We start from the raw sequence: 23,569 nt of genomic DNA, 5'->3' as shown, positions 1-23,569 counted from the left end.
CTTCCGCGTTGTCTGGCACGAAGCTTGCGTCGTGTCGCGCAATGCTCCGATCTTCGCGGCGCTCGCAAGCCAAGGCATGATCCCGAAAAGCGGCTACCGGTTTTCGGAAAGGATCATGCCCAAACACTGAGATAGACCCATCCCGATCATTGGGATGGACCAGGCTCTAGAATTGGACCGAAGATGAATTATGCCAACTTTCCTCTCGACAAGAGGATGCCATTGCCGAATTCAGACGCAGGAGACGGCGAAGACTTCATCGATATCGAGCGGCTGCTTGGCATGGCTTCACGGCAGGCCAAGGTGGTTGCCGTGTGCGCCATCATCGGTCTTTTTCTGGGCCTGCTCTATCTGCAGACCACGCCGCCCCAATATCAGTCGGTCTCAAGCGTGTTGATCGACGAAGGCTTGAACAAGATCGTCGATGACATCTCGGCTGCATCGACAACCATGCAGACCGATTCCGCCATCCTGAGCCAGATCGAAATCCTAACCTCGACGCGGCTTGCCGCGGTGGTCGTCGACAAGCTGAAACTCGACCAGAACGATGCGTTCATGAACCCGCCCGTGTCGGCTCTGGCCAAGGGCGTCGGTCTGGTCCGCAGCCTGATCCAGTATGTTCGCCCCAGCCCCGTCTTGCCGGGCGTTGGTGACATCAGCAAACTCGACCCCGCCACCCGCGATGCGCTGATCGCCTCGTCCAGTCGCGACTACGCGATCCTCAAGCTGCAGAACGAGGTGCGGGCAGAGCGCACGGGGCGAAGCTACGTCATCGCCCTTGGGTATCAGGCGACGGATCCGGCCCTGGCCCATGCGATCACCAAAGCCTATGCCGATGCCTATCTCGCCGATCAGCTCGATGCCAGCTTCGATGCCACCGAGCGGGCGGCGGTCTGGTTGCAGGGCCGGTTGACGGAATTGCGCGAGAGCTCGCAGGCGGCATCGCTCGCGGTCGAGAAATTCAGGGCAGAACATGGTCTCGCCGCCAACAGCGATGGCCAGCTGATGAGCGACAAGCAACTTTCCGATCTCAACGCCCAGCTCATCGTCGCGCAGGCCGACACCGCCCGCGCCAGTGCCCGCTACCAGCAGTACAAGGCGATTGTCGAAAGCGGCTCCGACAACGCGTTCAAGGATGCCGCCATATCCAGCGACCAGCCGAGCAGCTCGGTCATCGCAGCGCTCAAGACCCGCTACCTAACGGTCGCCAAGCGGCTGCAGGACGTCGAGGCGAATTTCGGCGAGCAGCACCCGCAGGCGGTGGCACTTGCCAAGGAGAAGGCCGACATATCGACGCAGATTTTCGGCGAGCTGAAGCAGCTGACCGAAAGCTATCGCAACGAATATGAAGTGGCGCTGGCGCGCGAGACCGCGCTCAGGGCCAATGTCGCGGCCGCGCAAGGCAAGAGTTCCGTCGACAACCAGACGCAAGTCAAGCTGCGTGAACTCGATCAGCAGGCGACGGCGCTCACCACGCTCTACCAGACATTCCTCGGCCGCTACGAGGAAGCCGCGCAGCAGCAATCCTTCCCGGTCGGCAAGATCCGCATCATCTCGGACGCCTCGATGCCGCTCACCGCGTCAAGCCCACGCACGATCGTCGTGCTTGGACTTTCGCTGGTGCTTGGCATGCTGATGGGCGCCGGCTTCGGCGGCCTGAATGAATTCAACGAACGGTTCTTCAGGACCGGCGAGGATGTGCGCGACCGTGTCGGGCTGAAATTCCTCGGCTATCTGCCCGCGATCGGCGGCAAGCTCGGCAAGGAAGAAAAGCCGGGCGAGACCCAGGTGGATGCCAAGGCCGCCAAATCACTGTCCGCCGCCGAAAAGCGGGCGCGCATGCGGGTCAGCATCGATTCGCCTGCGTCGATGTTCTCCGAGACGCTGCGCAGCGCCAAGATTGCCTTCGACGTCGTGATGGAAGGGCACGGCAGCCGAGTCATCGGCATCATCTCGGTGCTTCCCGGCGAGGGCAAGTCGACGGTCGCGGCAAATCTCGCCGGATTGCTTGCTGCCAATGGCGCCAAGACACTGCTGATCGACGGCGACCTGCGCAATCCCGGCCTCAGCCGTGGTCTTGGCATGGAAGCCGAGCAAGGCTTGATGGAGGCGGTGGTCAACGGCCAGAACTGGCAGTCCGTCGGCAAGATCGACCGGCAGACGAAGCTGGCGATCATTCCGGCCGTGCTGCGCGGTCACTTCTCGCATACCAGCGAACTTCTCTCCTCGGCCGGGATGCGGCGCTTCATCGAGAACGCCAAGGAGACGTTCGAATACATCGTCGTCGATCTGCCGCCGCTCGGACCGGTGGTCGATGCCAAGGCTTTCGCGCCGCTGGTCGACGGTTTTGTGCTCGTCACCGAATGGGGACGCACGCCGCGCGCGATGGTGAGGTCAATGCTGGAATCCGAGCCCTATGTCGCCAACAAGATCGTCGGGGCGGTGCTGAACAAGGTCGAGCTGAAGAAGCTGGCCAAATACGGGTCGTTCGGCGGCTCGGAGAAATTCTTCGACAAATACTCGAGCTACTATCTGGAAAAGTCGGAAGTGCGCAGCAAGGCAACGGTCTGATATCGGCCGTTGGCCTCGCAGGTCCTTTCGGTGAAACGGAGCCAGTCGGCGCGCTTTAAGCCTTTGTTTTGATGCATGTCGTTGCCCCAAAAGCGCTGCGCGCTTTTAGCCGACATGGGCTGGGAGCAGATCAGTTCCAGGTGCAGATGGCCCTGCTCCGCTTGTCGACAATTCTGATGGCAATCAGTCGTCCGCTGTGGGAGGCGGTGTCGAGCTGGGTCTCGGAGATCGGCCGCTGGACAGCACGGCTCCTGCGCGGATTGGGCTCCGAGCTACCCATAGCTCGACGAGGTGCCCCTTTGGCCAACGAGGTTGCCCATTGGTCAATCGAGGTCGCGATCAGGCGGCCTTGAGCCGATAGCGGAAAACGGTGTGGTCGAGCAGCAATCGGATCCGCGGCTCGGCCTCGGTCGCCACCAGCCAGCTAGCGGCGATCATTGTCGCGCCGACCACCGCCATTGAGCAGAGATGCGGCAGTCCGGCGCGGACCAGGACGCCGAGCAGAGCCGCGCCGACGACATCGTGCAGGAGGTAGAGCGGATAGGTCATCAGGCCGATCCGGCGCCAGCCGCTCCAGGACAGGTCGAGCCGCAGCGACCACGCCATCAGTCCGACCGCGGCGAGGAAGATGAGGATTGGTGGCGCGAACGGCATCTCTCGCCCGACCTTCAGGATATGAACGTCGACCGAACTGGCGATCTGCAGCACGCCGCCGGCCAGGAACAGGGCGCAGAAGGCAAGGCGAGCCGTCGTCACCGCCTTGAAGCGCATCAGCCACAGCATGACGCCGGTCGCGAAGAAAACGCCGTGGTGAACCAACAAAAGGTCGAGCGTGCGTGTCTCGGCAAGGTCGGCCCAGCCGAGCGAGTAATAGAGGCACCAGAAAAGCGTACTGACCATGCCGATGGCAAGGGCCACAAGTTCCATCTGATGGAAGCGGCCGAGCCTCAGCAAGGTCCAGACGATGGCATAGAAGGCGATCTCGATGCCGAGCGTCCAGTAGACGCTGTCCACCCAAGGGCCATAGGGGACGAACATGCCGGTACGGACGAGCCTGATGACAGCGTCGGTTGGCCAGCTGAGGCCGACGGCCAAAAGCACGACCGCGGTGACGGGTGCACAAATCCAGACCGCCGGCGCCAGCCGTTTCACCCTCGCCTCGAAAAACCGCAGCGGCGTCGATGTCTCGGCGCTGAAGGCGATGACGAAGCCGCTGATGACGAAGAAAATCTGAACGCCGACCCAGCCGGATTCGACCCAGGCGCCTATTGCTGGCTGCGCCGGAATGCCGCCCGTCGCGCGTGCCGAAACACCGTCCGGATACGCCCACACCCAGAAGCCATAGTGGTAGACCATGACCATGACGGCGGCGAGGAATCGTAGGATGTCGACGCCGCCAAATGTGATCTTTTTCTGAGCCATGCGACCTTTGTCGATGGCCCCCCGACACACACTGTAGGGCGCATTGCTGCGTTGCACAATAAAAGTATTGCTTGCCGCACTTGGCGCAGCCGTTTTCGTGGCGGCGCGTGGAAAATATGCGGCCGTGCTAAACCCCGATCCCACGCTCCTTCAGGGCGGCGGTGATCTCGTCGAGAATGACCGGATCGTCGATGGTCGCCGGCATCGTCCATGCTTCCTTGTCGGCGATCTTCTGCATGGTGCCGCGCAGGATCTTGCCAGAGCGCGTCTTGGGCAGGCGCTTGATCGTCACCACCATCTTGAAGGCGGCGACCGGGCCGATGCGTTCACGCACCAGGCCGACCACTTCGCTCTCGATGACACCCGTTTCGCGTGAAACGCCGGCATTCAGCACCACGAAGCCGAGCGGAACCTGGCCCTTCATCGTATCGGCGATGCCGATGACGGCGCATTCGGCGACGTCTGGATGGGCGGAGAGCACCTCCTCCATGGCGCCGGTCGACAAGCGGTGGCCAGCGACATTGATGATGTCGTCGGTGCGGGCCATGACGTAGAGATAGCCGTCCTCGTCGACCATGCCGGCATCCGCCGTCTTGTAGAAACCCGGGAACTCGTCGAGATAGGCTTGGCGGAACCGTTGGTCGGCGTTCCACAGCGTCGGCAGGCAACCGGCCGGCAGCGGCAGCTTGACCACCACATTGCCCAGCGTGCCTCGCGGCACCTCATGGCCGGCATCGTCAAGCACGCGGATGTCGTAGCCGGGCATCGGCACGCCGGGCGAGCCGTATTTCACCGGCAAGAGGCCGAGGCCGGCGGGATTGATCGTCATCGGCGAGCCGGTCTCGGTCTGCCACCAATGGTCGACCACCGGCACGTTCAGCTTCTGCTCCGCCCATTTGATGGTTTCGGGGTCGGCGCGCTCGCCGGCGAGGAACAGCGTGCGGAATTTCGACAGGTCGTATTTCGGAATGAACTCGCCTTTCGGATCCTGCCCCTTGATCGCACGAAACGCGGTCGGCGCGGTGAACAGCGCGACCACGCCATGCTCTGATATCACCCGCCAGTAGGTGCCGGCATCGGGTGTGCCGATCGGCTTGCCCTCGAACAGCACGCTGGTGCAGCCATGCAGCAGCGGCCCATAGACGATATAGGAATGGCCGACCACCCAGCCGACATCCGACGCTGCCCAGAACACCTCGCCCGGCTTGACGCCGAACTCGTTTTCCATCGTCCATTTCAGCGCGACCATGTGGCCGCCATTGTCGCGCACGATGCCCTTGGGCTGGCCGGTCGTACCCGACGTGTAGATGATGTAGAGCGGGTCGGTGGCGAGCACCGGAACGCAGTCGACATTGGCGCCGGCTGCCCGTTCGCGGGCGACGGCATCGGCGTAGTCGATGTCGAAATGCTCCCGCAACTCGCAGCGCAGCTGGTCGCGCTGCAGGATCAGGCAGCCGTCCGGCTTGTGACGGGAGATATCGATCGCCTTGTCGAGCAGGGGCTTGTAGGCGACGACGCGGCCCGGCTCCAGGCCGCAGGAGGCGGAAATGATCAGCTTCGGCTTGGCGTCGTCGATGCGGGTGGCAAGCTCATGCGAGGCAAAGCCGCCGAAGACCACCGAATGAACGGCGCCGATGCGGGCGCAGGCCAGCATGGCGAAGGCCGCCTCCGCCACCATCGGCATGTAGATGATGACGCGGTCGCCCTTGCGAACACCGCGGTTCTTCAGCACCGAGGTCAGCGCGACGACCTCGCGCTTCAGCTCGGCATAGGTGAACTTCTTGATCGTCCCGGTGATGGCGCTGTCATGGATCAGAGCGATCTGGTCGGCGCGTCCGCCAGCGACGTGGCGGTCGACGGCGTTGTAACAGGTGTTACAGGTGGCGCCGGTAAACCAGCGACCATAGACGCCGGCAGTGGCGTCGAACACCTTGTCGCAGGGCGAATACCAGTCGATCGCCTCGGCCGCATCCGCCCAGAACTTTTCCGGATCACGTTTCCAGCCGTTATAGACCTCGTGATAGCGTGACGCCATCCGACCCTCCCCAGGAATGTTTTTCTTCCTCCAGATAGCGCGCTCTAACCTTGGCCGCAAATGCGCGCCATTGTGCAGCCGGCATCGACCTGGCGCTTGGGGGCAAGCTGCGATGAAATTTCGATACGAGTTTGGCGCAGCAGTGCTGGCCGCCCTGTCATTGACAGTCGCGTCCGCCGCCCAGGCAGGCGATGCCGCGGCACGGCACATCATCGGCCTTTCGCCCGACGGCAGCTATTTCGCCTTCGAGCAATATGGCACGCTCGACGCCGGCGCCTCCGCTTCCGGCTATTCGGAGATCGACATCATCGACACCCGTACCGATCAGTTCGTCGGCGCCAAGCCGATCCTCATCGTTGACGAATCCGAGGAGGCGACACTGACGCTCGAACAGGCGAGGGCGCAGGCCGCAGCCAAGGCGGCGCCCTTCCTTGCCAAATATGCCATCGCGTCGCGGGGCGAGCAGACGGCTTCCGACAAGTTCACCTTTCCAGACGAAATGGTTGCCTACAACGACATTTCGCGCCTTGAGCAGGTGTCGCAGAAATGGCTGTCGCCGCTCTATGACCAACTCGACATCTCGACCATCCAGCTCGACCAGATCCTGGCGGACAGCACGACCGACTGTTCGGCGAGTTTCGACGCCACCCGACAAGGCGAGACATCAGGCAAGGCGCTTGGCTTCCGGCTGACGCTGCAAGGGCAGGACGGCAGGCCGTTCAAGGTCCTGCATGAAGACAAGACCGTGCCGGGGTCGAGGAATTGCCCGACCTCTTACAGCCTGTCGGAATCCTACGAATTTGCCCCGGCCGGCAAGCCGGCGGTGATTGTGGTGCTGGTGCAGCGCTTCAGCCAAGGCTTCGAGGGACGAGACCGCCGCTTCATTGCCGTGACCGGCCAGCCGCGCTGACAGATCCGCGTCCCGGGTTTCCCCTAGCAGGCTACCCGTTCGATGAATCCAGATTGCCTTAGATCGGCAAAGCCACAAGCATCAGGCCGATGCCGCCGAAGATCAAAATGGCTGTCGCCAGGGCTTTTCTGTGACGTTCAAAGCTCGTCGGAGCCCGCTCCCAATTGTAACGCATACGCTATCTCCACTAGTCCCAAGTGAATTCTACCTTACTCTAGGGAAGAAATGCAACGGCTCCTGCCGGCCGGTTCGCTGCTTGCCGCTTCGCGTTGAAGACTATTTCTGGGACGAGTCCTGCCGGAAACCGCGGCGCGCGCGGTTCCCGCTGCCGGCCTGGCAGCAAGGCTACATGCCCCAGCGCAACGCCGCCGTGTGCACCGGCGCATCCCAGAATGCGGTCGTTTCCGCATCGAGCATGGTCAGCGTGATCGAGCAGCCGGCCATGTCGAGTGAGGTGACATAGGAGCCGACCAGCGAGCGGGTCACCGTCACGCCGTGCTTCTCGAAAATCCGCCGCGCGCTGTTGTACATCAGATAGAGTTCCATCAACGGCGTGCCGCCAAAGCCGTTGACGAACAGCAGCGCCGGGCCTTTCGCCTCGCCGCCGAGATCGCCCAGGATCGCGGCGCAGATCTCCTCGGCAATGGCATCGGCACTTTTCAAGGTATCGCGTCGCCTTCCGGGCTCACCGTGGATGCCGACGCCGAACTCCATCTGGCCATCGCCGATGTCGAAAGTCGGTTTGCCTGCGGCCGGCACGGTGCAGCTGGTCAGCGCTACGCCCATCGAGCGGGTAGCAGTGTTGACGCGTTGGCCCAGTGCTTTCAGCGGCGCCAGCGCCAGGCCATGCTCGGCCGCCGCGCCAACGATCTTTTCGACGACCAGCGTGCCGGCGACGCCGCGCCGGCCAGTCGTGTAGGACGAGTTCTCGACAGCGACATCGTCATTGGTGACGATCTGCTGGACGCCTTCCGACATCTCGGCCGCCATCTCGAAGTTCATCACGTCGCCCTCATAGTTCTTGACGATGAACAGGCAGCCGGCGCCGGTGTCGACGGCTTCCGCCGCCGCCAGCATCTGATCCGGCGTCGGCGAGGTGAACACCTGGCCAGGGCAGGCGGCGTCGAGCATGCCGTGGCCGACAAAACCGCCATGCAGCGGCTCGTGGCCGGAGCCGCCGCCGGAGATCAGCGCCACTTTGCCCGGTCGCAAGGCCCTGCGGCGGACGAACTTGTGCTCGTCGCCAAGCGCGAGGATATCGGCATGGGCGGCGACGAAGCCGTCGAGGCTTTCGGTCAGCACCGTGTCCACCGAATTCATAAATTTCTTCACGGCCGTCTCCTCCCGAAATGGGCCTTGTTGAACCGCTCTAGCGGATCAACCACCCTTGCCGGTGATGCTGGTGATCTTCTGGATAAAATCATTCACTGCCCGGTCGAGCGCGGCGTTCTGCTTGTCGTCGCCGAAATCGGGCACGATGAGTGAAACATGCCGCGTCTTTCGCATGCCTGCCGCGACAGACATTTTTCCCGGATGCGCCTGATGGTAGGCCGCAAGAAACTGATCGCGCTCGGCCGGGCTGAAATGGCAGACGGAGAAGATCGAAGGCAAATGTTTTGACGGAATCGGGACCGAATAAGCCGGACTGGAAATCTGCGTAACGAAGCTGCGGTGCTTGCCGAGCGCATCGGCAAGGCGCTGGCGCATGCCGGACGGCCGCTGGTCGATGACGTGCGACAGGATCGTCTTGTAGGCGCGGATCGCCTCTTCGGAACCGGGTTCAGGTGTCTTGTCGACCATGCGCGGCCGCCTAGACCGAAACGTCCGCGATGGCCGCCTTGGCCATGGCGAGTTGCGCCGGAGCGACGGAAAGATCGCGCAGGCCGGCCTCGAGCAGCGACGGGATCGAGGCGGGGTCACCGCCGGCGTCGCCGCACAGGCTGACCGGAATTTCTTCACACAGGCCAAACGCGGTCACGGCAGCGACCAGCCGCAGCACGGCTGGATGACGGACCGAGTTGAGGTGCGCCACCGCGGTGTTGTCGCGGGCAGCCGCCATGACATATTGGGTGAGGTCATTGGAGCCGATCGAGAAGAAGGCGGCTTCTGCAAAGGCCTCCGGCACGATCGCCACCGAAGGCACCTCGACCATGATGCCGAGCGGCGGCATTTTATGCGCGATGCCACGCGCGGCGAGTGCTGCCTGCTCTTCGGCGAACATCGCCGCTGCCTGTCTGTATTCCTCCACAATGGCGATCATCGGGAACATCACTTTCAGCCTGCCGTGGCTGGCGGCGCGCAGCAACGCCCGGATCTGTACACGAAACACCTCCGGTCTTGCCAGCGACAGCCTGATGCCGCGCAGGCCGAGGAACGGATTGCCTTCCTCGACGGTGAAGCCGGGCACCGGCTTGTCGCCGCCGGCATCGACGGTGCGGATCGTCACCGGTTTGTCACCGGCCCATTCCAGCACCTTGCGATAGGCGCGATATTGGGTTTCCTCATCCGGCAACGTCCTGCCGAACAGGAATTCGGTGCGCATCAGGCCGACACCGTCGCAGGTCGCAATGTCGATACCGTCGACGTCGGACGGGTCGGCGATGTTGACCTGCACCCGCACCGTTGTGCCGGTCCTGGTCACCGCCGGCCGCGCCAGGAAGGTCCCGGCCTGGTCGCGGCGGGCCGCGAACGATGATGACGATTGGCGAAAGGCGGCGATCTCGGCCTTGGAGGGCGACAGCACGATGCCACCATGTTCGGCATCGAGCAGTGCGATGCCGGCAAGAGCGGCAGGCGGGTAGCCAAGCCCCACAACCATGGGCACGCCGCGCGAGCGCGCCAGCATGGCGACGTGGCTGGCGGTGCTGCCTGCCTTCAGCGCGATGCCGCCACCGCCACTCCAGTCGGTTTCGAGAAAGCGCGTCGGCGCGATGTCCTCGCCATAGAGAATGGCGCCGGGTGGTATTGCGATGTCGCCGTCCTCGGTCAGCGCCTGCAAAACCTGGTCCCTGATGTCGCGTATGTCGGCCGCACGCGCGCGGAAATAGTCTTGGTCCGAGGTCTCGTAGCCGGCGATCTCGGCGTCGAGTGCCTGTCGCCATGCCGCATCGGCGGGATGTCCGGCGTAGATCTGTGCAAAAGCCGGGCCGCTTAGCGCGTCGTCCTCCAGCATGGCGATCTGGAATTCGAGGATGTCGGCGGCGTCACCGTCTGCCTTTTCGATCAAGCCGGTGAGGCGGCCCGTCGCAGTGGCGATTGCGGTCTCGAGCGCAGCCTTCTCGTCGGCGGCACTATCCTTGCAGGCGTAAGCAATGGCAATCCGGTCGAGATCGAACAGCGGCCCCTCGGCATAACCGGCCGAGGCCGAGATGCCTTGCAGCCTAAGCGATGCGGGCATGGTCCGCGCCTTCGTCGAAATCGCGCCGCACCAGTTCGACCAGCGCGTCTACGGCGTCATTGGCGCCATCGCCGCTGGCCCGGATGTGCAGCACCGTGCCTTTCGGCGCCTTGGTTGCCATCACCTTGACGATGCTCTTGGCGTTGAACCATGGTCCGTTGGCGGCCAGCGCTATTTCCACCTCGGCGGCAAAGGTCTTGGCAAGCTTGGTGAACTTCACCGAAGGACGCGCATGCAGACCCACCTCGTGGGTGATCAGGACGGTCGCTTCGGCGGATGCGGACATGTCTTCAAAGTTCCCGTTCGCTCACGACGGCGACAATTCGTGCGCCGTCGCCACCACTTCCCGCAGCGAGGCGCCGCCGGATGCCTCGGTCGCCGCCATCACCGCGCCTTCGACGATCGGCGCGTTGCAGACGATGATCTTCTGCGCACGCGGCTCGCCGATCATCTCCACCGCCATTTCGCTGTTGGTCTCGGCGCCGCCGAGATCGACCAGGATGGCGACTCCGGCTTCCGACCAGGCCCTGTCGATGGCGCTCATGATCGCCTCGACATTGGTGCCGAGCCCGCCATGGCCGTTTCCGCCGCACCATGCAAGCGGCACTTCGTCGCCCACCATCTGCCGAACCATGTCGGCCGTGCCCTCGGCAACCAGCGGCGAATGCGAAACGATGACGATGCCGACATTGCTCATGCGCTTTCCCCGATGGTTTCCGCCACCGTCCGCACCAGCAGAGCGGTTGAACGCGCGCCGGCGTCCATATGGCCGATCGAGCGGTCGCCAAGGAACGAGGCGCGGCCACGCAGTGCCTTCATCGGCACGGTCGCTTCAGCTGCCGCGTCGGCGATATCGGCGATTTCCGCCGCCGTCTTCCCCTGCAGCAGCGCATCATTCACAGGCTGCAGCACGTCGAGCATCGTCTTCTGCCCGACCTGTGACTTGCCCCGTGCCGCCACCGCTTCGATGGCCTTGCCGAAAGCCAGGGTCAGATTGGCGCGATCGGGCGCGGCGGAAATCTCCTTGCCGAGCGCCATGAACAAGGTACCGAACAGCGGACCGGAAGCGCCGCCGACCGTCATCACCAGCTTGGTGCCGATTGCTTTCAGGGCATCGGGCAGCGGCTTGGCCGAAAACGCCTCGGCTTCGCTGCGCACGGCCTCAAAACCACGCTTCATGTTCAGCCCGTGGTCGCCGTCGCCGATTGCCTGGTCGAGCGCCGTCAACGCCTCGGCGTGGGCGGCAATCGTGTCCGCGGCGGCCGCGATCAGCCTGGAGAGGTTCAACGCAGCCATGTCAGCCATCTTCCCGGTTTCCGTTCTGCCGGCAGTAGCGAAAGAACTTTCATTCGACAACTGAAGCATGCGTCAGGCCGCTGCAAGCAGCGCTGCCGCGGCCGCGAAGGCCTCGGCCACCGCAAAGGCGCCGGGGTCGACCACGCCTTGCAGCTTGCTGCCGACATAGGCGGACCGCCCAGCTTTAGCTCTCTCCATGGCGGACGTGGCCTCGGCACCGCGTCGAGCCGCCGTTGCCGCCTCCTCCAGGCCGCCGGCGTCCAGCGCTTTCAGGGCTGGCTCCAGGGCATCGACCATGGTGCGGTCGCCGATCTTTGCGCCGCCGTAGAAGGTCATCCGTTCGAGGCCGGCAAGCAGCGCTTTCGCCATGCTGGCGCCGCCATCCAGAGCCTGCGCCGCCGCCGTGAAGAAGATCGACAGCAGCACCCCGCTGGAGCCGCCCATGGACGCGCTCAGAATGTCGCCCGCCGCACCGAGGGTTGCCGCCGGATCGGCCAGCGGCAGCGTATCAACCCGCTCCAGCACACTGCGTGCGCCGGTCGCCACCGTCGAGCCGGTGTCGCCGTCTCCCGCCTTGGCATCCAGCCCGTTCAATGTGGCTTCGAGCGCGATCAGCCTTTCGCAGATGGTGACGACAAGGCGCCGGGTGCGAGCATCCTGGCTGGGCTTGCGTGCCGCGCTCAAAGTGGCTGGTGTCGCCAGCGGCACGACAGCGGGCGCAACAACCGGCTTTGCCGGCATCCAGGCGTGCGGGCCAACCGGCGCCAGCAGGGCGGCTTCGCGCTCGGCGTCGAGCCGGATCAACGACAGCGAGAAGCCGTTCATGTTGAGCGCCGTCATCAGCGGTCCGGGGCCGATCGCCAGCTTGATGGTCTTGGCGAGCGGCGAGGCCAGCACGGCATTGGCGACAAGCGACATTTCGAGCGGCGGCACCGAACCGAGATTGTTGATCAGCAAGCCATAACCGGCTGCAGGATCGAGCCGTACTGCAAGGCGCTCCGCCATGATCGCGACCAGCCTGTCGGCGCTTTGCACCGCGATCCGCTCGACGCCCGGCTCGCCATGAATGCCGAGCCCGAGCTCGCCGTCCTTTTCGCCAAATCTGTCTTCGTGCGGTTGGCCCGGGATCGAGCAGGACGACAGCGACATGCCGAGGGAAACGATATCCTTCGCCGCGGCCCGTGCCGCCGCCGCGATATCAGCCAGTTCGTGACCGGCTTCCGACAGGTGGCCTGATATTTTGTGCACGAACAACGTGCCGGCAACTCCGCGCGGCTGGGCAATGTCGGGGAGCGCGATGTCATCGGCGACGATCACCATTTCGACGCGAAAACCTTCGGCGCGCGCCTTCTCGGCTGCCAGACCGAAATTGAGGCGGTCGCCGGTGTAGTTCTTGACGATCAGCAGGCAGCCGGCAGGGCCCGTGACCGCGCGAATGGCTGCCAACACCGCTTCGACGCTTGGCGAGGCAAAGACCTCGCCCGAGACCGCCGCTGTCAGCATGCCCTTGCCGACGAAGCCGGCATGCGACGGCTCGTGCCCGGCGCCACCGCCGGAAACGACGCTGACTTTTGTCTTGTCCCAGTCGGCGCGCAGGACGACCTTGATCTCGGGATAGCCGTCGAGGCGCGCAAGGTCGCCGGCGCCAATGGTCCGCAAGAGGCCATCCAGCGCCTCGGTGACGATCGTTTCCCTGCGATTGAAAAAGTGCTTCATCGAATTCGTCCAGTCACTTGTCTGCAGTCATCAATCAGAAGCCGGTGCTGAACCCTTGGCAGGGAAACACCGAAGCCCGCTCACATCAGCCTTTGCCCATCGGCGCCAAAATACAGCGGCGACCGGTAGCGGATCACCACTCTGTCGCCTTGCCCCAGATCGGTGTCGGGATCGGTCAGCGTCACCAGCTTCCTGGTCCCCACCGTCACATGCAGGTGATTCTGGTCGCCGAGATGCTCGACCCAGTCGACGACGCCGTCGGCTTGGCCGTTCGCGGCCTTCTCGATCGACAGATGCTCGGTGCGTGCGCCGATCGTCTTGGTGCCGGCCGGCGCGCCGCCATCGGGTAGCAGTCCGGTCGGCAGAAGATTGATCGCCGGCTGGCCGAGCCTGGCCGCGACATGCAGATTTGCCGGCTCCGAATAGATGGTGCGAGGCGAGCCGATCTGCACCAGCACGCCGTCGGCAAGGATGCCGATGCGGTCGGCCATCGTCATCGCCTCGATCTGGTCATGCGTGACATAGAGCATGGTTGCGCCGAGTTCGGACTGGATGCGCTTCAGTTCGAGCCGCAGATCCGCGCGTAGCTTGGCATCGAGCGACGACAGCGGCTCGTCCATCAGGTAGATGGCGGGCTTGCGCACCAGCGCGCGGCCGATGGCGACGCGCTGCATTTCGCCGCCTGAAAGTTTGGTCGAGCGGTTGGCGAGCTTGTGATGAATGCGCACCATCTTCGCCACTTCTTCGACCCGGCGGCGGATCTGCTCCTCCGGCATTCTTCGCGCCGGAGAGCGCAGCGGGAAGGCGAGATTGTCGAACACCGAAAGGTGCGGATAGAGCGAATACTGCTGGAACACGAAGGCCGTGTCGCGCTCGGCCGGCGACAGTGACGTGGCATTGTGGCCGCCGATTTCTATTGTGCCGGCATCCGGGCGTTCCAGCCCGGCGATCAGCCGCAGCGTCGTCGTCTTGCCGGCACCGGTCGGCCCGAGCAGCACGACGAACTCGCCATCGGCGATCGAGAGGTCAAGACCGTTGACGGCGACATGGTCGCCAAAACTCTTGCTCACGTTCTTGATGCGCACGTCAGCCATGCTGCACTCTCCGCTCCGAGGCTGCATCGTGGATCGCGGTTCTCACCGCACGGCCCGACCCTTTCTCGAATAGCGACAGCCGCGCGCTGCTCAGCGTCAGGCCGACATGGTCTCCGGTGGAGAGCCGGATCTCGGCCGGCACCCGCGCCTTGATGATGCCGTCCGCCGTTTCCACCGCGACGATCTGCGTGGTGCCGAGATATTCGGTGCCGTAGATGGCGCCGCGCAGCTTGGAGGCATCGTCGAAGCGGATGTGTTCCGGCCGGATGCCAAGCGCCATGTCGGCCGGTGCGATATCCTCGCGCACCTCCGGCACCGCGACCTTGGCGCCCTGGACGACGATTTCTTTCGCGCCCTTTGCCAGTCCGCCGCCGAAGGCCAAAAAATTCATCGGCGGCGAGCCGATGAAGTCAGCGACGAACATGGTCGCCGGCCGGTCGTAGATTTCACGCGGCGTGCCGAACTGTTCGATGACGCCATGGTTCATCACCGCGATCTTGTCGGCCATCGACATCGCTTCCATCTGGTCGTGCGTGACATAGACGGTGGTGGCGTGGATGCGGTTGTGCAGTTCGCGCAGCTCATGGACCATCAAATCGCGGAATTCAGTATCAAGGGTCCCCAGAGGCTCGTCCATCAGGAAGCACTTTGGCCGTCGCACGATGGCGCGGCCGAGCGCCACGCGCTGGCGGTCGCCGCCGGCCAGGCCGGAGACGGATTTGTTGAGCAGATGGTCGATGCGCAGAAGCTTCGCCGTCTCTTCGACGCGCTCGCGAATCTCGGCCGATGGCATGCCTTGCGCCAGCAGCGGGAAGCCGATGTTCTTGCGCACATTCATGTGCGGATAGAGCGCAAACAGCTGGAAGACGAAAGCGATGTCGCGCTCGCGTGCCCGCAGCATGGTGACGTCGTCGCCGCCGAGCAGGATCTGGCCGCCGGTCGGCAGTTCGAGCCCGGCGATCATGCGCAAGGTCGTCGTCTTGCCGCAGCCCGACGGTCCGAGCATGACGAAGAACTCGCCATCCTCGACGACGAAGTTGGAATCCTGCACGGCGACGAAATCGCCGAAGGCTTTTCTGAGGTGCTGAACACGAATTTCGGCCATGGCTATTCCGGGAACTTCGAGACGATGATGAACATCACGGTGCCGGCGAGCATGGTGATGAAGGAATAGGTGTAAAGCGGCAGCGCGAATGGCTGGAACAGCATCAGGAAGCCGATGGCGATCAGCACTGTGGCGATGTTTTCCATTAGCCCGCGCCTGGCCCAGACCGGCCAGCGCGATTTGCGTTTCTGAGGGCTGGTCAGGCTCATTTGCGCACCGCGCCGAAGGTGATGCCGCGCAGCAATTGTTTGCGAAGCAGGATGGTGAAGACCAGGATCGGCACCAGGAAGATCGTTGTTCCAGCGGCGACCGCCGGCCAGTCCTGGCCGCCTTCGCCGATGATGGTCGGGATGAAGGGCGGCGCGGTCTGCGCCGTGCCGGAAGTCAGCAAAGCCGCGAACGCATATTCGTTCCAGGCGAAGATCAGGCAGAAGATGGCGGTCGCGGCGATGCCGGTCGTCGCCTGCGGCAGCACGGTGCGCCAGAAGGCCTGGAGCCGCGTGTAGCCGTCAATCATCGCGGCTTCCTCATATTCGCGCGGAATCTCGTCGATGAAACCCTTCAGGAGCCAGACGGCCAGCGAGACATTGACCGCCGTATAGAGCAGGATCATGCCGAGCGCGGTGTCGGACAGGCCAAGCTCGCGGTACATCAGGTAGATGGGAATGGCGACTGCGATCGGCGGCATCATGCGCGTCGATAGGATGAAGAACAGGAGGTCGTCGGCCAGAGGCACCTTGAAGCGCGAGAAACCATAGGCCGACAGCGTGCCGAGAAACACCGCGCAGAAGGTCGAGCCGAAGGCGATGATCAGCGAGTTGACGAAGCGCGGCAGGAAGTTGGACGGGCCGGCGATCACCATGTTGCGCTTGCGCGTGGTCTCGTCGCAAAAGCCGGTCGCCGGACCCAACGAGTTGATGTATTCCGGCGTCTGCCTGGTGCGCGTCGTGAACAGGTTGCAGTAGCCCTCGAGGCTCGGCTGGAACAGCAGCTTTGGCGGATAGGCGATCGAGTCCGGCGGCGTCTTGAAGCTGGTGGCGAAGATCCACAGCAACGGCACGATCGAGATCAGCGCGTAGAGCACGATGATCGTTCCGGCGATGCGCTTCGAGTTTGCCGAGGGTGCGACGACCGAATGGGCAGTGGTCAGGCTCATCTCTGCTTCACCTTGTTGAGCGCCTTGACGTAGATGTTGGCGAGACCAAACACCGCGACGAAAAGGATGATGGCGAAGGCCGAGGAATAGCCGGTCCGCCAGCTTTCGAAGGCCTGGCGCTTGAGCGTGATCGAGGCGACCTCGGTGGTCGAGCCCGGCCCGCCGCCAGTCAGCAGATTGACCATGTCGAACATCTTGAAGTTTTCGATGCCGCGAAACAGCACCGCCAGCATGATGAAGGGCAGCGCCATCGGCAGCGTGATCGACCAGAACTGCCGCCAGTTGGAGGCGCGGTCGACCTCGGCCGCCTCATAGATGTATTCGGGGATCGAGCGCAGCCCGGCGAGGCAGATCAGCATCACGTAGGGTGTCCACATCCAGGTGTCGACGATGATGATCGACCATGGCGCCAGCGACACGTTGGAGAGCATCTGGATGTTCGTCGGCGGGATACCGGTGACGAAGGAGATGGCATAGGCGAACAGGCCGATCTGCGGCTCGTAGAGGAAGCGCCAGAAATTGCCGACCACCGCCGGCGACAGCATCATGGGGACGAGTATGAGCGTCGTCCAGAACGCATGGCCGCGGAACTTCCTGTCGATCAGCCAGGCCAGCGTGAAGCCGATCAGCGTCTGCAGCAGGATGGTCCAGAACACGAAATGCGCCGTCGTCTGCATGGCGATCCAGATATCCTTGTCGCCGAGGATGCGCTGGTAGTTTGCAAAGCCGAGATTCTTCACCACCTCGTTGGGCCGGTTGGCGCGGTAGTTGGTGAACGACAGATAGATCGCCCAGAACAGCGGGAAGATGTTGATGGCGAGCAGCAACAGGATCGTCGGCGAGATGAACAGCCAGGCGAGGCCCTTGTCGCTGATGCCCCGGACCTTGCGGGCCAACGGTTCCGGGGTCGCCCGGGCAACGTTCTCCGCGGTCCGATTGAGCATGGTCAGTCCTGCTTCGGTCACTTGGGTCGTCTCTGTCATGGAATTTATCTGAACTGCGTCCCGTGCCAAGGGTGGCACGGGACGCTTGGGCCTAGCTCGGGAGGAGCAGGTTACATTTTGCCATCGTCCTGGAAGACCTGCGTCCAGTCCTTGACCAGGCCGTCGAGCGCATCCTTGGCCGAACCCTGGCCGGCGACGACATAGTCGTGGAAGCGCTTCTGCGACGCCTGCAGCAGCGGTGCGTAGCTGGGCTCGGCCCAGAAGTCCTTCACGATGGCCATCGAGTCGAGGAAGGTCTGCGCGTAGGGCTGGCTGGCCGGGAATGCCGGGTCCTTCACCACCGCGTTCAGGCAGGAATAGCCACCGAGCGACCACCACTTGGCCTGCACGTCCTTGTTGGCGAACCACTTGATGTATTTCAGCGCCGCTTCCTGCTTGTCGGAATAGGACACCACGGAGATGCCCTGACCGCCGAGCTGGGCGAACTGGTCGCCGTCAGGCCCCTTGGGGTTGACGAAGTAACCGATCTTGTCGCCGCCGACATTCTCGTCCTTCTGCAGGCCCGGCCATGTGAAGGCGAAGTTCATGTGCATCGCCACCTGGCCGGATTTGAAGGCATCGACGCCTTCACCCATGTAGCTGTTCGAGGCGCCCGGAGGGGTGCAGCAATCATAGAGCGCCTTGTAGAACTCCAGCCCCTTCACCGACTTGTCGGAATTGACGAAGCCTTCCATTTCGTAGGGCTTCTTCGGGTTCTCGTACTGGAAGCCGTAGCTGTAGAGCACATCCATGGCGCCCATGGTGATGCCTTCCGAGCCGCGCTCGGTATAGATCGAGGCGCCATAGACCGTCTTGCCGTCGATCTGCCGCTTCTGGAAGAATTCGGCGACCTGCTTCAGCTGATCGAACGTGGTCGGCGGGCCGAGATCCCAGCCGTATTTCTCCTTGAATTCCTTCTGCAGTTCCGGCTTGGAGAACCAGTCCTTGCGATAGGTCCAGCCGACGACGTCGCCCATGGCCGGCAGCGCCCAGTAGTTCGGCGTGTTCTTCGGCCATTCCGAATAGCCGACGACGGTTGCCGGCACGAAATCGTCCATGCTGATCTTCTCCTTGTCGAAGAAGTCGTTCAGCTTGACGTAGTGGCCGTTCTCGGCGGCGCCGCCGATCCACTGGCTGTCGCCGATGATCAGGTCGCACAGCTTGCCGTGCGAGTTCAGCTCATTGAGGAAACGGTCGGCATAGTTGGTCCACGGCACGAACTCGAATTTCATGCCGATGCCGGTTTCCTTGGTAAAATCCTTGGACAGTTCGACAAGTGCGTTGGCCGGGTCCCAGGCGGCCCAGCACAGCGTCAGGTCTTCAGCGTGCGCGACGGTCGAGGCGGCTGTCGACGCGGATATCGCCGAGGCCAGTCCCAACGCCAGTTTCAAGCTCGATTTCATGCCTTCCTCCCATTTGCGAAACGCGCCCGGATGACGGTTTCAAGAGCCCTAAACCCCTCTCCTCAGGGGCCCAAACATGGCGGCGCGGCAGCGCTGCAGATGTTTAGTAATTTGTTTAGTGATGCAATTTTTACTAAACAACGCAAGCGAATTCGTTGCTGCGCCGCAGCATGCCGGCGACGGTGTCTGAAAACGTTGGGAAAAGCGTGGATCGCGGGTCGGACTGTCGAAGCCGCGCAAGCAGAGTCCGACCAGACCTGAAGGCCGTCTCGTCTCTTAGTCGACCCGTTTGGTGCTCACCATCACCGGCCGGATCGCCGGTGCCGGCGGCAGCAGCGCGCGGATGTCGGCGAAAGGAAACATAGGTTCGAAGCGGAAGGCCTCAGCCAACGAACCCTGCGCACCATTGCACTGGCCCGAACGAAAAAGGTTCTGCGTTCGCGCGGCATCGACGAAGCGATCGGGATCCTGCGACTGATGCGTGCGGATCGCCTTGGCCTTGATGTCGGCATGGCCGGAAACATCGACATAGTGCGTCGGCGAAAACCCGGTGCCGCCGAGCGTGTCGGCATGCAGAACCGGAACGGAAAACGAAGCCGCGATGCGCACACCGTCCGACAACGCGCGATGGTCGCCGTGATAGTCGTTCGGCGCATGCGTGATCGCCAGGTCCGGGCCGATCTCGCCGATCAGCGCTTTCAGCGCTGCGATCAGCGTGGCATCGGCCACCAGCGCGCCATCCGGGAAGTCGAGAAAGCGTGGCGTGGCCCCAAGCAGGCCTGCCGCCCGGGTTGCCTCGTCACGGCGCGCCCGGGCAAGTGCGCCGGGATCCCCCTTGCCGCCCTTGGCCCCATCGGTGGCTATGGCAAAAGTGAGTTCTGCGCCTTGCGCGGCATAGGCGGCCATCGTACCGAACATGAAGATCTCGATGTCGTCCGGATGCGCACCGAGCGCCAGTATTTTCAAGTCTCTCTCCCGGAAATGGAAAAACGTGACGAACGGAATTCTGCTCGCCCTGATCGCCTATGCAAGCTATTCGGGCAGCGATGCCGTTGTCAAAAGCCTGGGTGGGCAGCTCACGATCTTTGAGATCGGCTTTTTCATAACCTTGTTTGCCGGCTTCTTCCTCTTCTTCACGCGGCCGGCGGGCGAGCGCTGGGTTGATTTCTGGCGCGCCAGGCGGCCCTGGGCGGTGCAGGCGCGTGCCTGGGCGGGCATCGTGTCCGGCGTACTCAGCGTCTACGCTTTCACCACCATTCCGCTGGCGGAGGTCTATGCGCTGGTCTTTCTGGCGCCGCTCTGCGTCACGATCCTGTCGATGGTCATCCTCAAGGAGAAGGTCGGTCCATGGCGATGGCTGGCGGTGGTCGCCGGCTTTGCCGGCGTCATGCTGGTGGTGCGGCCAGGGTTTCGCGAGCTCAATCTCGGTCACCTCGCCGCCTTCGGCGTTGCCTTCCTCGCCGCCGCCAGCGTCGTTCTGATGCGCTCGCTGGCACAGCAGGAAAAGCGCACGACCATGCTGGGCGTGCTTGTCGGCTACGGCCTGGTGTTCAACGGCGTCGGTGCCGCCGCCACCTCATTCACCGTGCCCGACGGCAAGCAGCTGCTGTGGCTGGCGATGGCGGGTGGCTTCACCGCGTGCGGGCAATTTCTGCAGCTGCTGGCAGTCAAGTATGCGCCCGCCAACCGGATCGCGCCGACGCATTATTCGCAGATCGTCTGGGCGGTGATCCTCGGCGCGATGTTCTTCCAGGAATACCCTGACTGGCTGACGCTGGTCGGCCTCGCCGTGGTCGGCGGCTCCGGCCTGCTGACCATGGTGCGCGAGGAAGCGCGGTTGGGCACGGTGCGCTGGAACCCGTTTTCGCGCACCCGGCTTTGAACCGGTCCGGCCCCACAAGTTGCGTGGCCACCGCGACCGCTGATATGCGGACGGAGCGGGCCTGCCGCGATCGGACGAACGCATCCCTGGAACGATGACCACGAAACCCTTGCCGGAGCTTCCCGTATCCGCCGTGCTTCCGGCGCTGAGTGAAGCGCTGGACGAACGCAACAGCGCCGTACTGGTGGCGCCGCCCGGCGCCGGCAAGACGACGCTGGTGCCGCTGGCGCTGCTCGATGCGCCCTGGCTCGGTGCCGGCAAGATCGTGCTGCTCGAACCGCGCCGGCTTGCCGCGCGCGCCGCCGCCCGCCGCATGGCCGAATTGCTCGGCGAGGAGGCCGGCGCCACCGTCGGTTATGCCATGCGCATGGAGAACCGCACCTCGGCAAAGACCCGGATATTGGTTGTCACCGAAGGTGTGCTGGCGCGCATGATCCTCGACAACCCCGAACTGCCCGGAATCTCGGCGGTGATCTTCGATGAATTCCACGAGCGTTCGCTCGATGGCGATTTCGGTCTTGCGCTGGCGCTCGACGTGCAAGGGGCGCTGCGGCCGGATCTGCGGGTGCTGGTGATGTCGGCGACGCTCGACGGCGCACGCGTCGCCAAACTGCTGTCGGGCGCACCGGTGATCGAGAGCGAGGGCCGCGCCTTCCCTGTCGATGTCCGCTACGACGAACGTCCGGCCGGCACCACCATCGAGGACGCCATGGCCAAGGCGATTCGATCTGCTCTCGCTGAAGAAAGCGGCAGCGTGCTCGCTTTCCTGCCCGGCCAGCGCGAGATCGAGCGCACCGCCGAGCGGCTGGCAGGCAAGGTCGGCGCAGACGTTGACCTCGTGCCGCTCTACGGCATGCTCGACGGCAAGGCGCAGGACGCGGCGATCAAGCCAGCGCCTGCAGGCCGCCGCAAGGTGGTGTTGGCGACCTCAATCGCCGAAACCTCGATCACCATCGACGGCGTGCGCGTCGTCATCGATTCCGGCCTGTCGCGGCTGCCGCGCTACGAGCCGGCCAGCGGCCTCACCCGGCTGGAAACCGTGCGCGTCAGCAAGGCTTCCGCCGACCAGCGCGCCGGTCGTGCCGGCCGTACCCAGCCGGGCGTCGCCATGCGGCTTTGGCGCGCCGAACAGATGGCCGCGCTCCCCGCCTTCACGCCACCGGAAATTCTCGAAGCCGACCTGTCCGGCCTGTTGCTCGATTGCGCCGCCTTCGGTGTCGCCGACCCGACGAGCCTCGCCTTTCTCGATCCGCCGCCCGCGCCGGCGCTCAACGAGGCGAGGGTGCTGCTGCGCGCGCTCGATGCCATCGACGAGGCCGGGCGCCTGACGGAGCAAGGCGCTGCGATGCGCAAGCTCGCTCTGCCGGTGCGGCTGGCGCATATGGTCGCCGAGGCAGCCGGGAGCCGTCATGGCGACGAGGCAGCCATGCTTGCCGTGCTGCTCACCGAGCGTGGTCTTGGCGGTGACGGCGCCGATCTGGAACGGCGGCTGATGCGCTTTCGCTCTGAACGATCGCCGCGTGCGAGCGCGGCGCGCCAGCTTGCCGAACGGCTGGCGAGAGAGGCCGGCGGCGCGAGGAGCGGCGAAGTCGTTTCCGCCGGCCTCCTCCTCGTCCACGCCTGGCCGGACCGGGTCGCCAAGGCGCGTGGCGAGCGCGGCCGTTTCGTGCTGGCCAACGGTTCCGGCGCCATGCTCGACACTGCCGACCCGCTGGCGGGCGAGCCGTTTCTGGTCGTCGCCGACCTGCAGGGCAAGGCGCAGAATGCGCGCATCACGGCTGCGGCGGCAATCGGCGAGGACGATGTCCGCACCGCCCTTGCCGACAGGATCGAAACACGCAGGCAAACGAGCTTCGACCGCGACCGCCGCGCCGTGCGTGTGCGCGAGACGGTGCGTCTCGGCGCCATCACGCTCGCCGAGCGCATGCTGCCGCCGCCAACCGGCGCCGATGCCGATCGCGCCATCCTCGATGCGGTACGCGAGCATGGGCTGTCGCTGCTGACCTGGGACAAGGAGGCGCAAACGCTGCGCCAGCGGCTGTCCTGGCTGCATCGCGGACTGGGAGCGCCGTGGCCTGACATGGCCGATGCCGCCCTCATCGAGCGCCTCGACGACTGGCTGCTGCCGTTCCTGTCCGGCGCAGCATCCTTTGCCGCCATAGATCCGGGCGTTGTTTCGGCTGGGCTCGCCACACTCGTGCCGCACGACTTGCAGCGCCGGATCGACACGCTCGCGCCAACCCATTTCGACGCCCCGTCGGGCAGCCACGTGCCGATCCGCTATGACGGCGAATGGCCGGTGCTGGCGGTTCGCGTGCAGGAGCTGTTTGGCCTCGACCGCCATCCGGCCATCGCCGGCGGCACGGTGCCGCTGACCCTCGAACTTCTGTCGCCGGCGCACCGGCCGATCCAGACGACGCGCGACCTGCCTGGCTTCTGGCGCGGTTCCTGGGCCGATGTGCGCGCCGACATGCGCGGCCGCTATCCCAAGCATGTCTGGCCGGAAAATCCGCTGCTCGCCGCCGCCACCGCCCGCGCCAAGCCGCGCGGGACATAGCCCCTCGACGCAGCACTTTTCATGAAGCGCGTGCGGCCGCGG

The 23,569-nt window shown here is 64.2% G+C and carries 20 protein-coding genes; 4 read left to right on the top strand and 16 right to left on the bottom strand.

All coding sequences use genetic code 11. From position 1 onward, the window contains the following. Window positions 1–183: 183 nt before the first annotated feature. Window positions 184–2,571, top strand: a complete 2,388-nt coding sequence (locus AC1RZR_RS02335; protein WP_481827519.1) for a polysaccharide biosynthesis tyrosine autokinase — start codon at window positions 184–186, stop codon at window positions 2,569–2,571. Between the two features lie 339 nt (window positions 2,572–2,910). On the opposite strand, the gene AC1RZR_RS02330 is transcribed toward AC1RZR_RS02335, so the two are convergent. Together AC1RZR_RS02330 and AC1RZR_RS02325 are read right to left on the bottom strand one after the other, a co-directional pair. After that, window positions 2,911–3,993: an acyltransferase family protein gene (locus tag AC1RZR_RS02330; RefSeq protein ID WP_481827518.1), complete on the bottom strand. Its 1,083-nt coding sequence runs from the start codon at window positions 3,991–3,993 to the stop codon at window positions 2,911–2,913. A gap of 127 nt (window positions 3,994–4,120) precedes the next feature. Next, window positions 4,121–6,028 carry a propionyl-CoA synthetase gene (locus AC1RZR_RS02325; RefSeq protein WP_481827517.1) on the bottom strand — a complete coding sequence of 636 codons (1,908 nt, stop codon included), beginning with the start codon at window positions 6,026–6,028 and terminating at the stop codon, window positions 4,121–4,123. Between the two features lie 112 nt (window positions 6,029–6,140). Here AC1RZR_RS02325 and AC1RZR_RS02320 point away from each other — a divergent pair, with 112 nt between their 5' ends. Further along, a complete protein-coding gene (locus tag AC1RZR_RS02320) occupies window positions 6,141–6,938 on the top strand; it encodes a DUF2259 domain-containing protein (RefSeq protein WP_481827516.1) in 798 nt (265 codons plus the stop codon). 345 nt (window positions 6,939–7,283) lie between these two features. Here AC1RZR_RS02320 and dhaK read toward each other — a convergent pair whose 3' ends face one another. The 14 genes from dhaK to AC1RZR_RS02250 form a co-directional block, all read right to left on the bottom strand. Further along, window positions 7,284–8,270, bottom strand: a complete 987-nt coding sequence (dhaK, locus tag AC1RZR_RS02315; protein WP_481827515.1) for a dihydroxyacetone kinase subunit DhaK — start codon at window positions 8,268–8,270, stop codon at window positions 7,284–7,286. Window positions 8,271–8,315: 45 nt separating this feature from the next. Further along, complete coding sequence (locus tag AC1RZR_RS02310) at window positions 8,316–8,738, bottom strand: hypothetical protein (RefSeq protein WP_481827514.1); 423 nt, start codon at window positions 8,736–8,738, stop codon at window positions 8,316–8,318. Between the two features lie 10 nt (window positions 8,739–8,748). Beyond that, window positions 8,749–10,335 (bottom strand): phosphoenolpyruvate--protein phosphotransferase, encoded by a 1,587-nt coding sequence (gene ptsP / locus AC1RZR_RS02305; protein WP_481827513.1) that lies wholly within the window; start codon window positions 10,333–10,335, stop codon window positions 8,749–8,751. Beyond that, window positions 10,319–10,621 carry an HPr family phosphocarrier protein gene (locus AC1RZR_RS02300; protein ID WP_481827512.1) on the bottom strand — a complete coding sequence of 101 codons (303 nt, stop codon included), beginning with the start codon at window positions 10,619–10,621 and terminating at the stop codon, window positions 10,319–10,321. The genes ptsP and AC1RZR_RS02300 overlap by 17 nt, the downstream gene beginning before the upstream one ends. A 21-nt stretch (window positions 10,622–10,642) precedes the next feature. Beyond that, the gene (dhaM, locus tag AC1RZR_RS02295) at window positions 10,643–11,032 is read right to left on the bottom strand and encodes a dihydroxyacetone kinase phosphoryl donor subunit DhaM (protein ID WP_184873275.1); all 390 of its coding nucleotides are present in this window, start codon (window positions 11,030–11,032) and stop codon (window positions 10,643–10,645) included. Further along, a complete protein-coding gene (gene dhaL / locus AC1RZR_RS02290) occupies window positions 11,029–11,631 on the bottom strand; it encodes a dihydroxyacetone kinase subunit DhaL (RefSeq protein ID WP_477272359.1) in 603 nt (200 codons plus the stop codon). The genes dhaM and dhaL overlap by 4 nt, the downstream gene beginning before the upstream one ends. 72 nt (window positions 11,632–11,703) lie before the next feature. Continuing rightward, a complete protein-coding gene (locus AC1RZR_RS02285; RefSeq protein WP_481827511.1) occupies window positions 11,704–13,347 on the bottom strand; it encodes a dihydroxyacetone kinase subunit DhaK in 1,644 nt (547 codons plus the stop codon). A gap of 80 nt (window positions 13,348–13,427) precedes the next feature. Further along, window positions 13,428–14,441 (bottom strand): ABC transporter ATP-binding protein, encoded by a 1,014-nt coding sequence (locus AC1RZR_RS02280; protein ID WP_477272363.1) that lies wholly within the window; start codon window positions 14,439–14,441, stop codon window positions 13,428–13,430. After that, the gene (locus AC1RZR_RS02275) at window positions 14,434–15,546 is read right to left on the bottom strand and encodes an ABC transporter ATP-binding protein (protein WP_481827510.1); all 1,113 of its coding nucleotides are present in this window, start codon (window positions 15,544–15,546) and stop codon (window positions 14,434–14,436) included. Before AC1RZR_RS02275 ends, AC1RZR_RS02280 begins: the two co-directional genes overlap by 8 nt. A 2-nt stretch (window positions 15,547–15,548) precedes the next feature. Beyond that, a complete protein-coding gene (locus AC1RZR_RS02270) occupies window positions 15,549–15,755 on the bottom strand; it encodes a hypothetical protein (protein WP_477272367.1) in 207 nt (68 codons plus the stop codon). Further along, window positions 15,752–16,702: a carbohydrate ABC transporter permease gene (locus AC1RZR_RS02265; protein WP_477272369.1), complete on the bottom strand. Its 951-nt coding sequence runs from the start codon at window positions 16,700–16,702 to the stop codon at window positions 15,752–15,754. Before AC1RZR_RS02265 ends, AC1RZR_RS02270 begins: the two co-directional genes overlap by 4 nt. Continuing rightward, a complete protein-coding gene (locus AC1RZR_RS02260; protein ID WP_095084297.1) occupies window positions 16,699–17,646 on the bottom strand; it encodes a carbohydrate ABC transporter permease in 948 nt (315 codons plus the stop codon). The genes AC1RZR_RS02265 and AC1RZR_RS02260 overlap by 4 nt, the downstream gene beginning before the upstream one ends. A 110-nt stretch (window positions 17,647–17,756) precedes the next feature. Further along, entirely contained in the window at window positions 17,757–19,088 is a 1,332-nt protein-coding gene (locus AC1RZR_RS02255) for an ABC transporter substrate-binding protein (protein ID WP_477272371.1), read from the bottom strand. 276 nt (window positions 19,089–19,364) lie between these two features. Beyond that, window positions 19,365–20,054: a PIG-L deacetylase family protein gene (locus tag AC1RZR_RS02250; RefSeq protein WP_481827509.1), complete on the bottom strand. Its 690-nt coding sequence runs from the start codon at window positions 20,052–20,054 to the stop codon at window positions 19,365–19,367. A gap of 25 nt (window positions 20,055–20,079) precedes the next feature. Here AC1RZR_RS02250 and AC1RZR_RS02245 point away from each other — a divergent pair, with 25 nt between their 5' ends. Both AC1RZR_RS02245 and hrpB read left to right on the top strand, forming a co-directional pair. Then, entirely contained in the window at window positions 20,080–20,970 is an 891-nt protein-coding gene (locus AC1RZR_RS02245) for a DMT family transporter (RefSeq protein WP_481827508.1), read from the top strand. A gap of 94 nt (window positions 20,971–21,064) precedes the next feature. Next, complete coding sequence (gene hrpB, locus AC1RZR_RS02240) at window positions 21,065–23,527, top strand: ATP-dependent helicase HrpB (RefSeq protein WP_481827507.1); 2,463 nt, start codon at window positions 21,065–21,067, stop codon at window positions 23,525–23,527. The last annotated feature ends 42 nt before the right edge of the window (window positions 23,528–23,569 follow it).

It is taken from the genome of Mesorhizobium bavaricum (genome assembly GCF_056781655.1).
The sequence above is the reverse complement of the archived record's forward strand: the minus strand, read 5'-3'. Positions and strand labels throughout refer to the sequence as shown.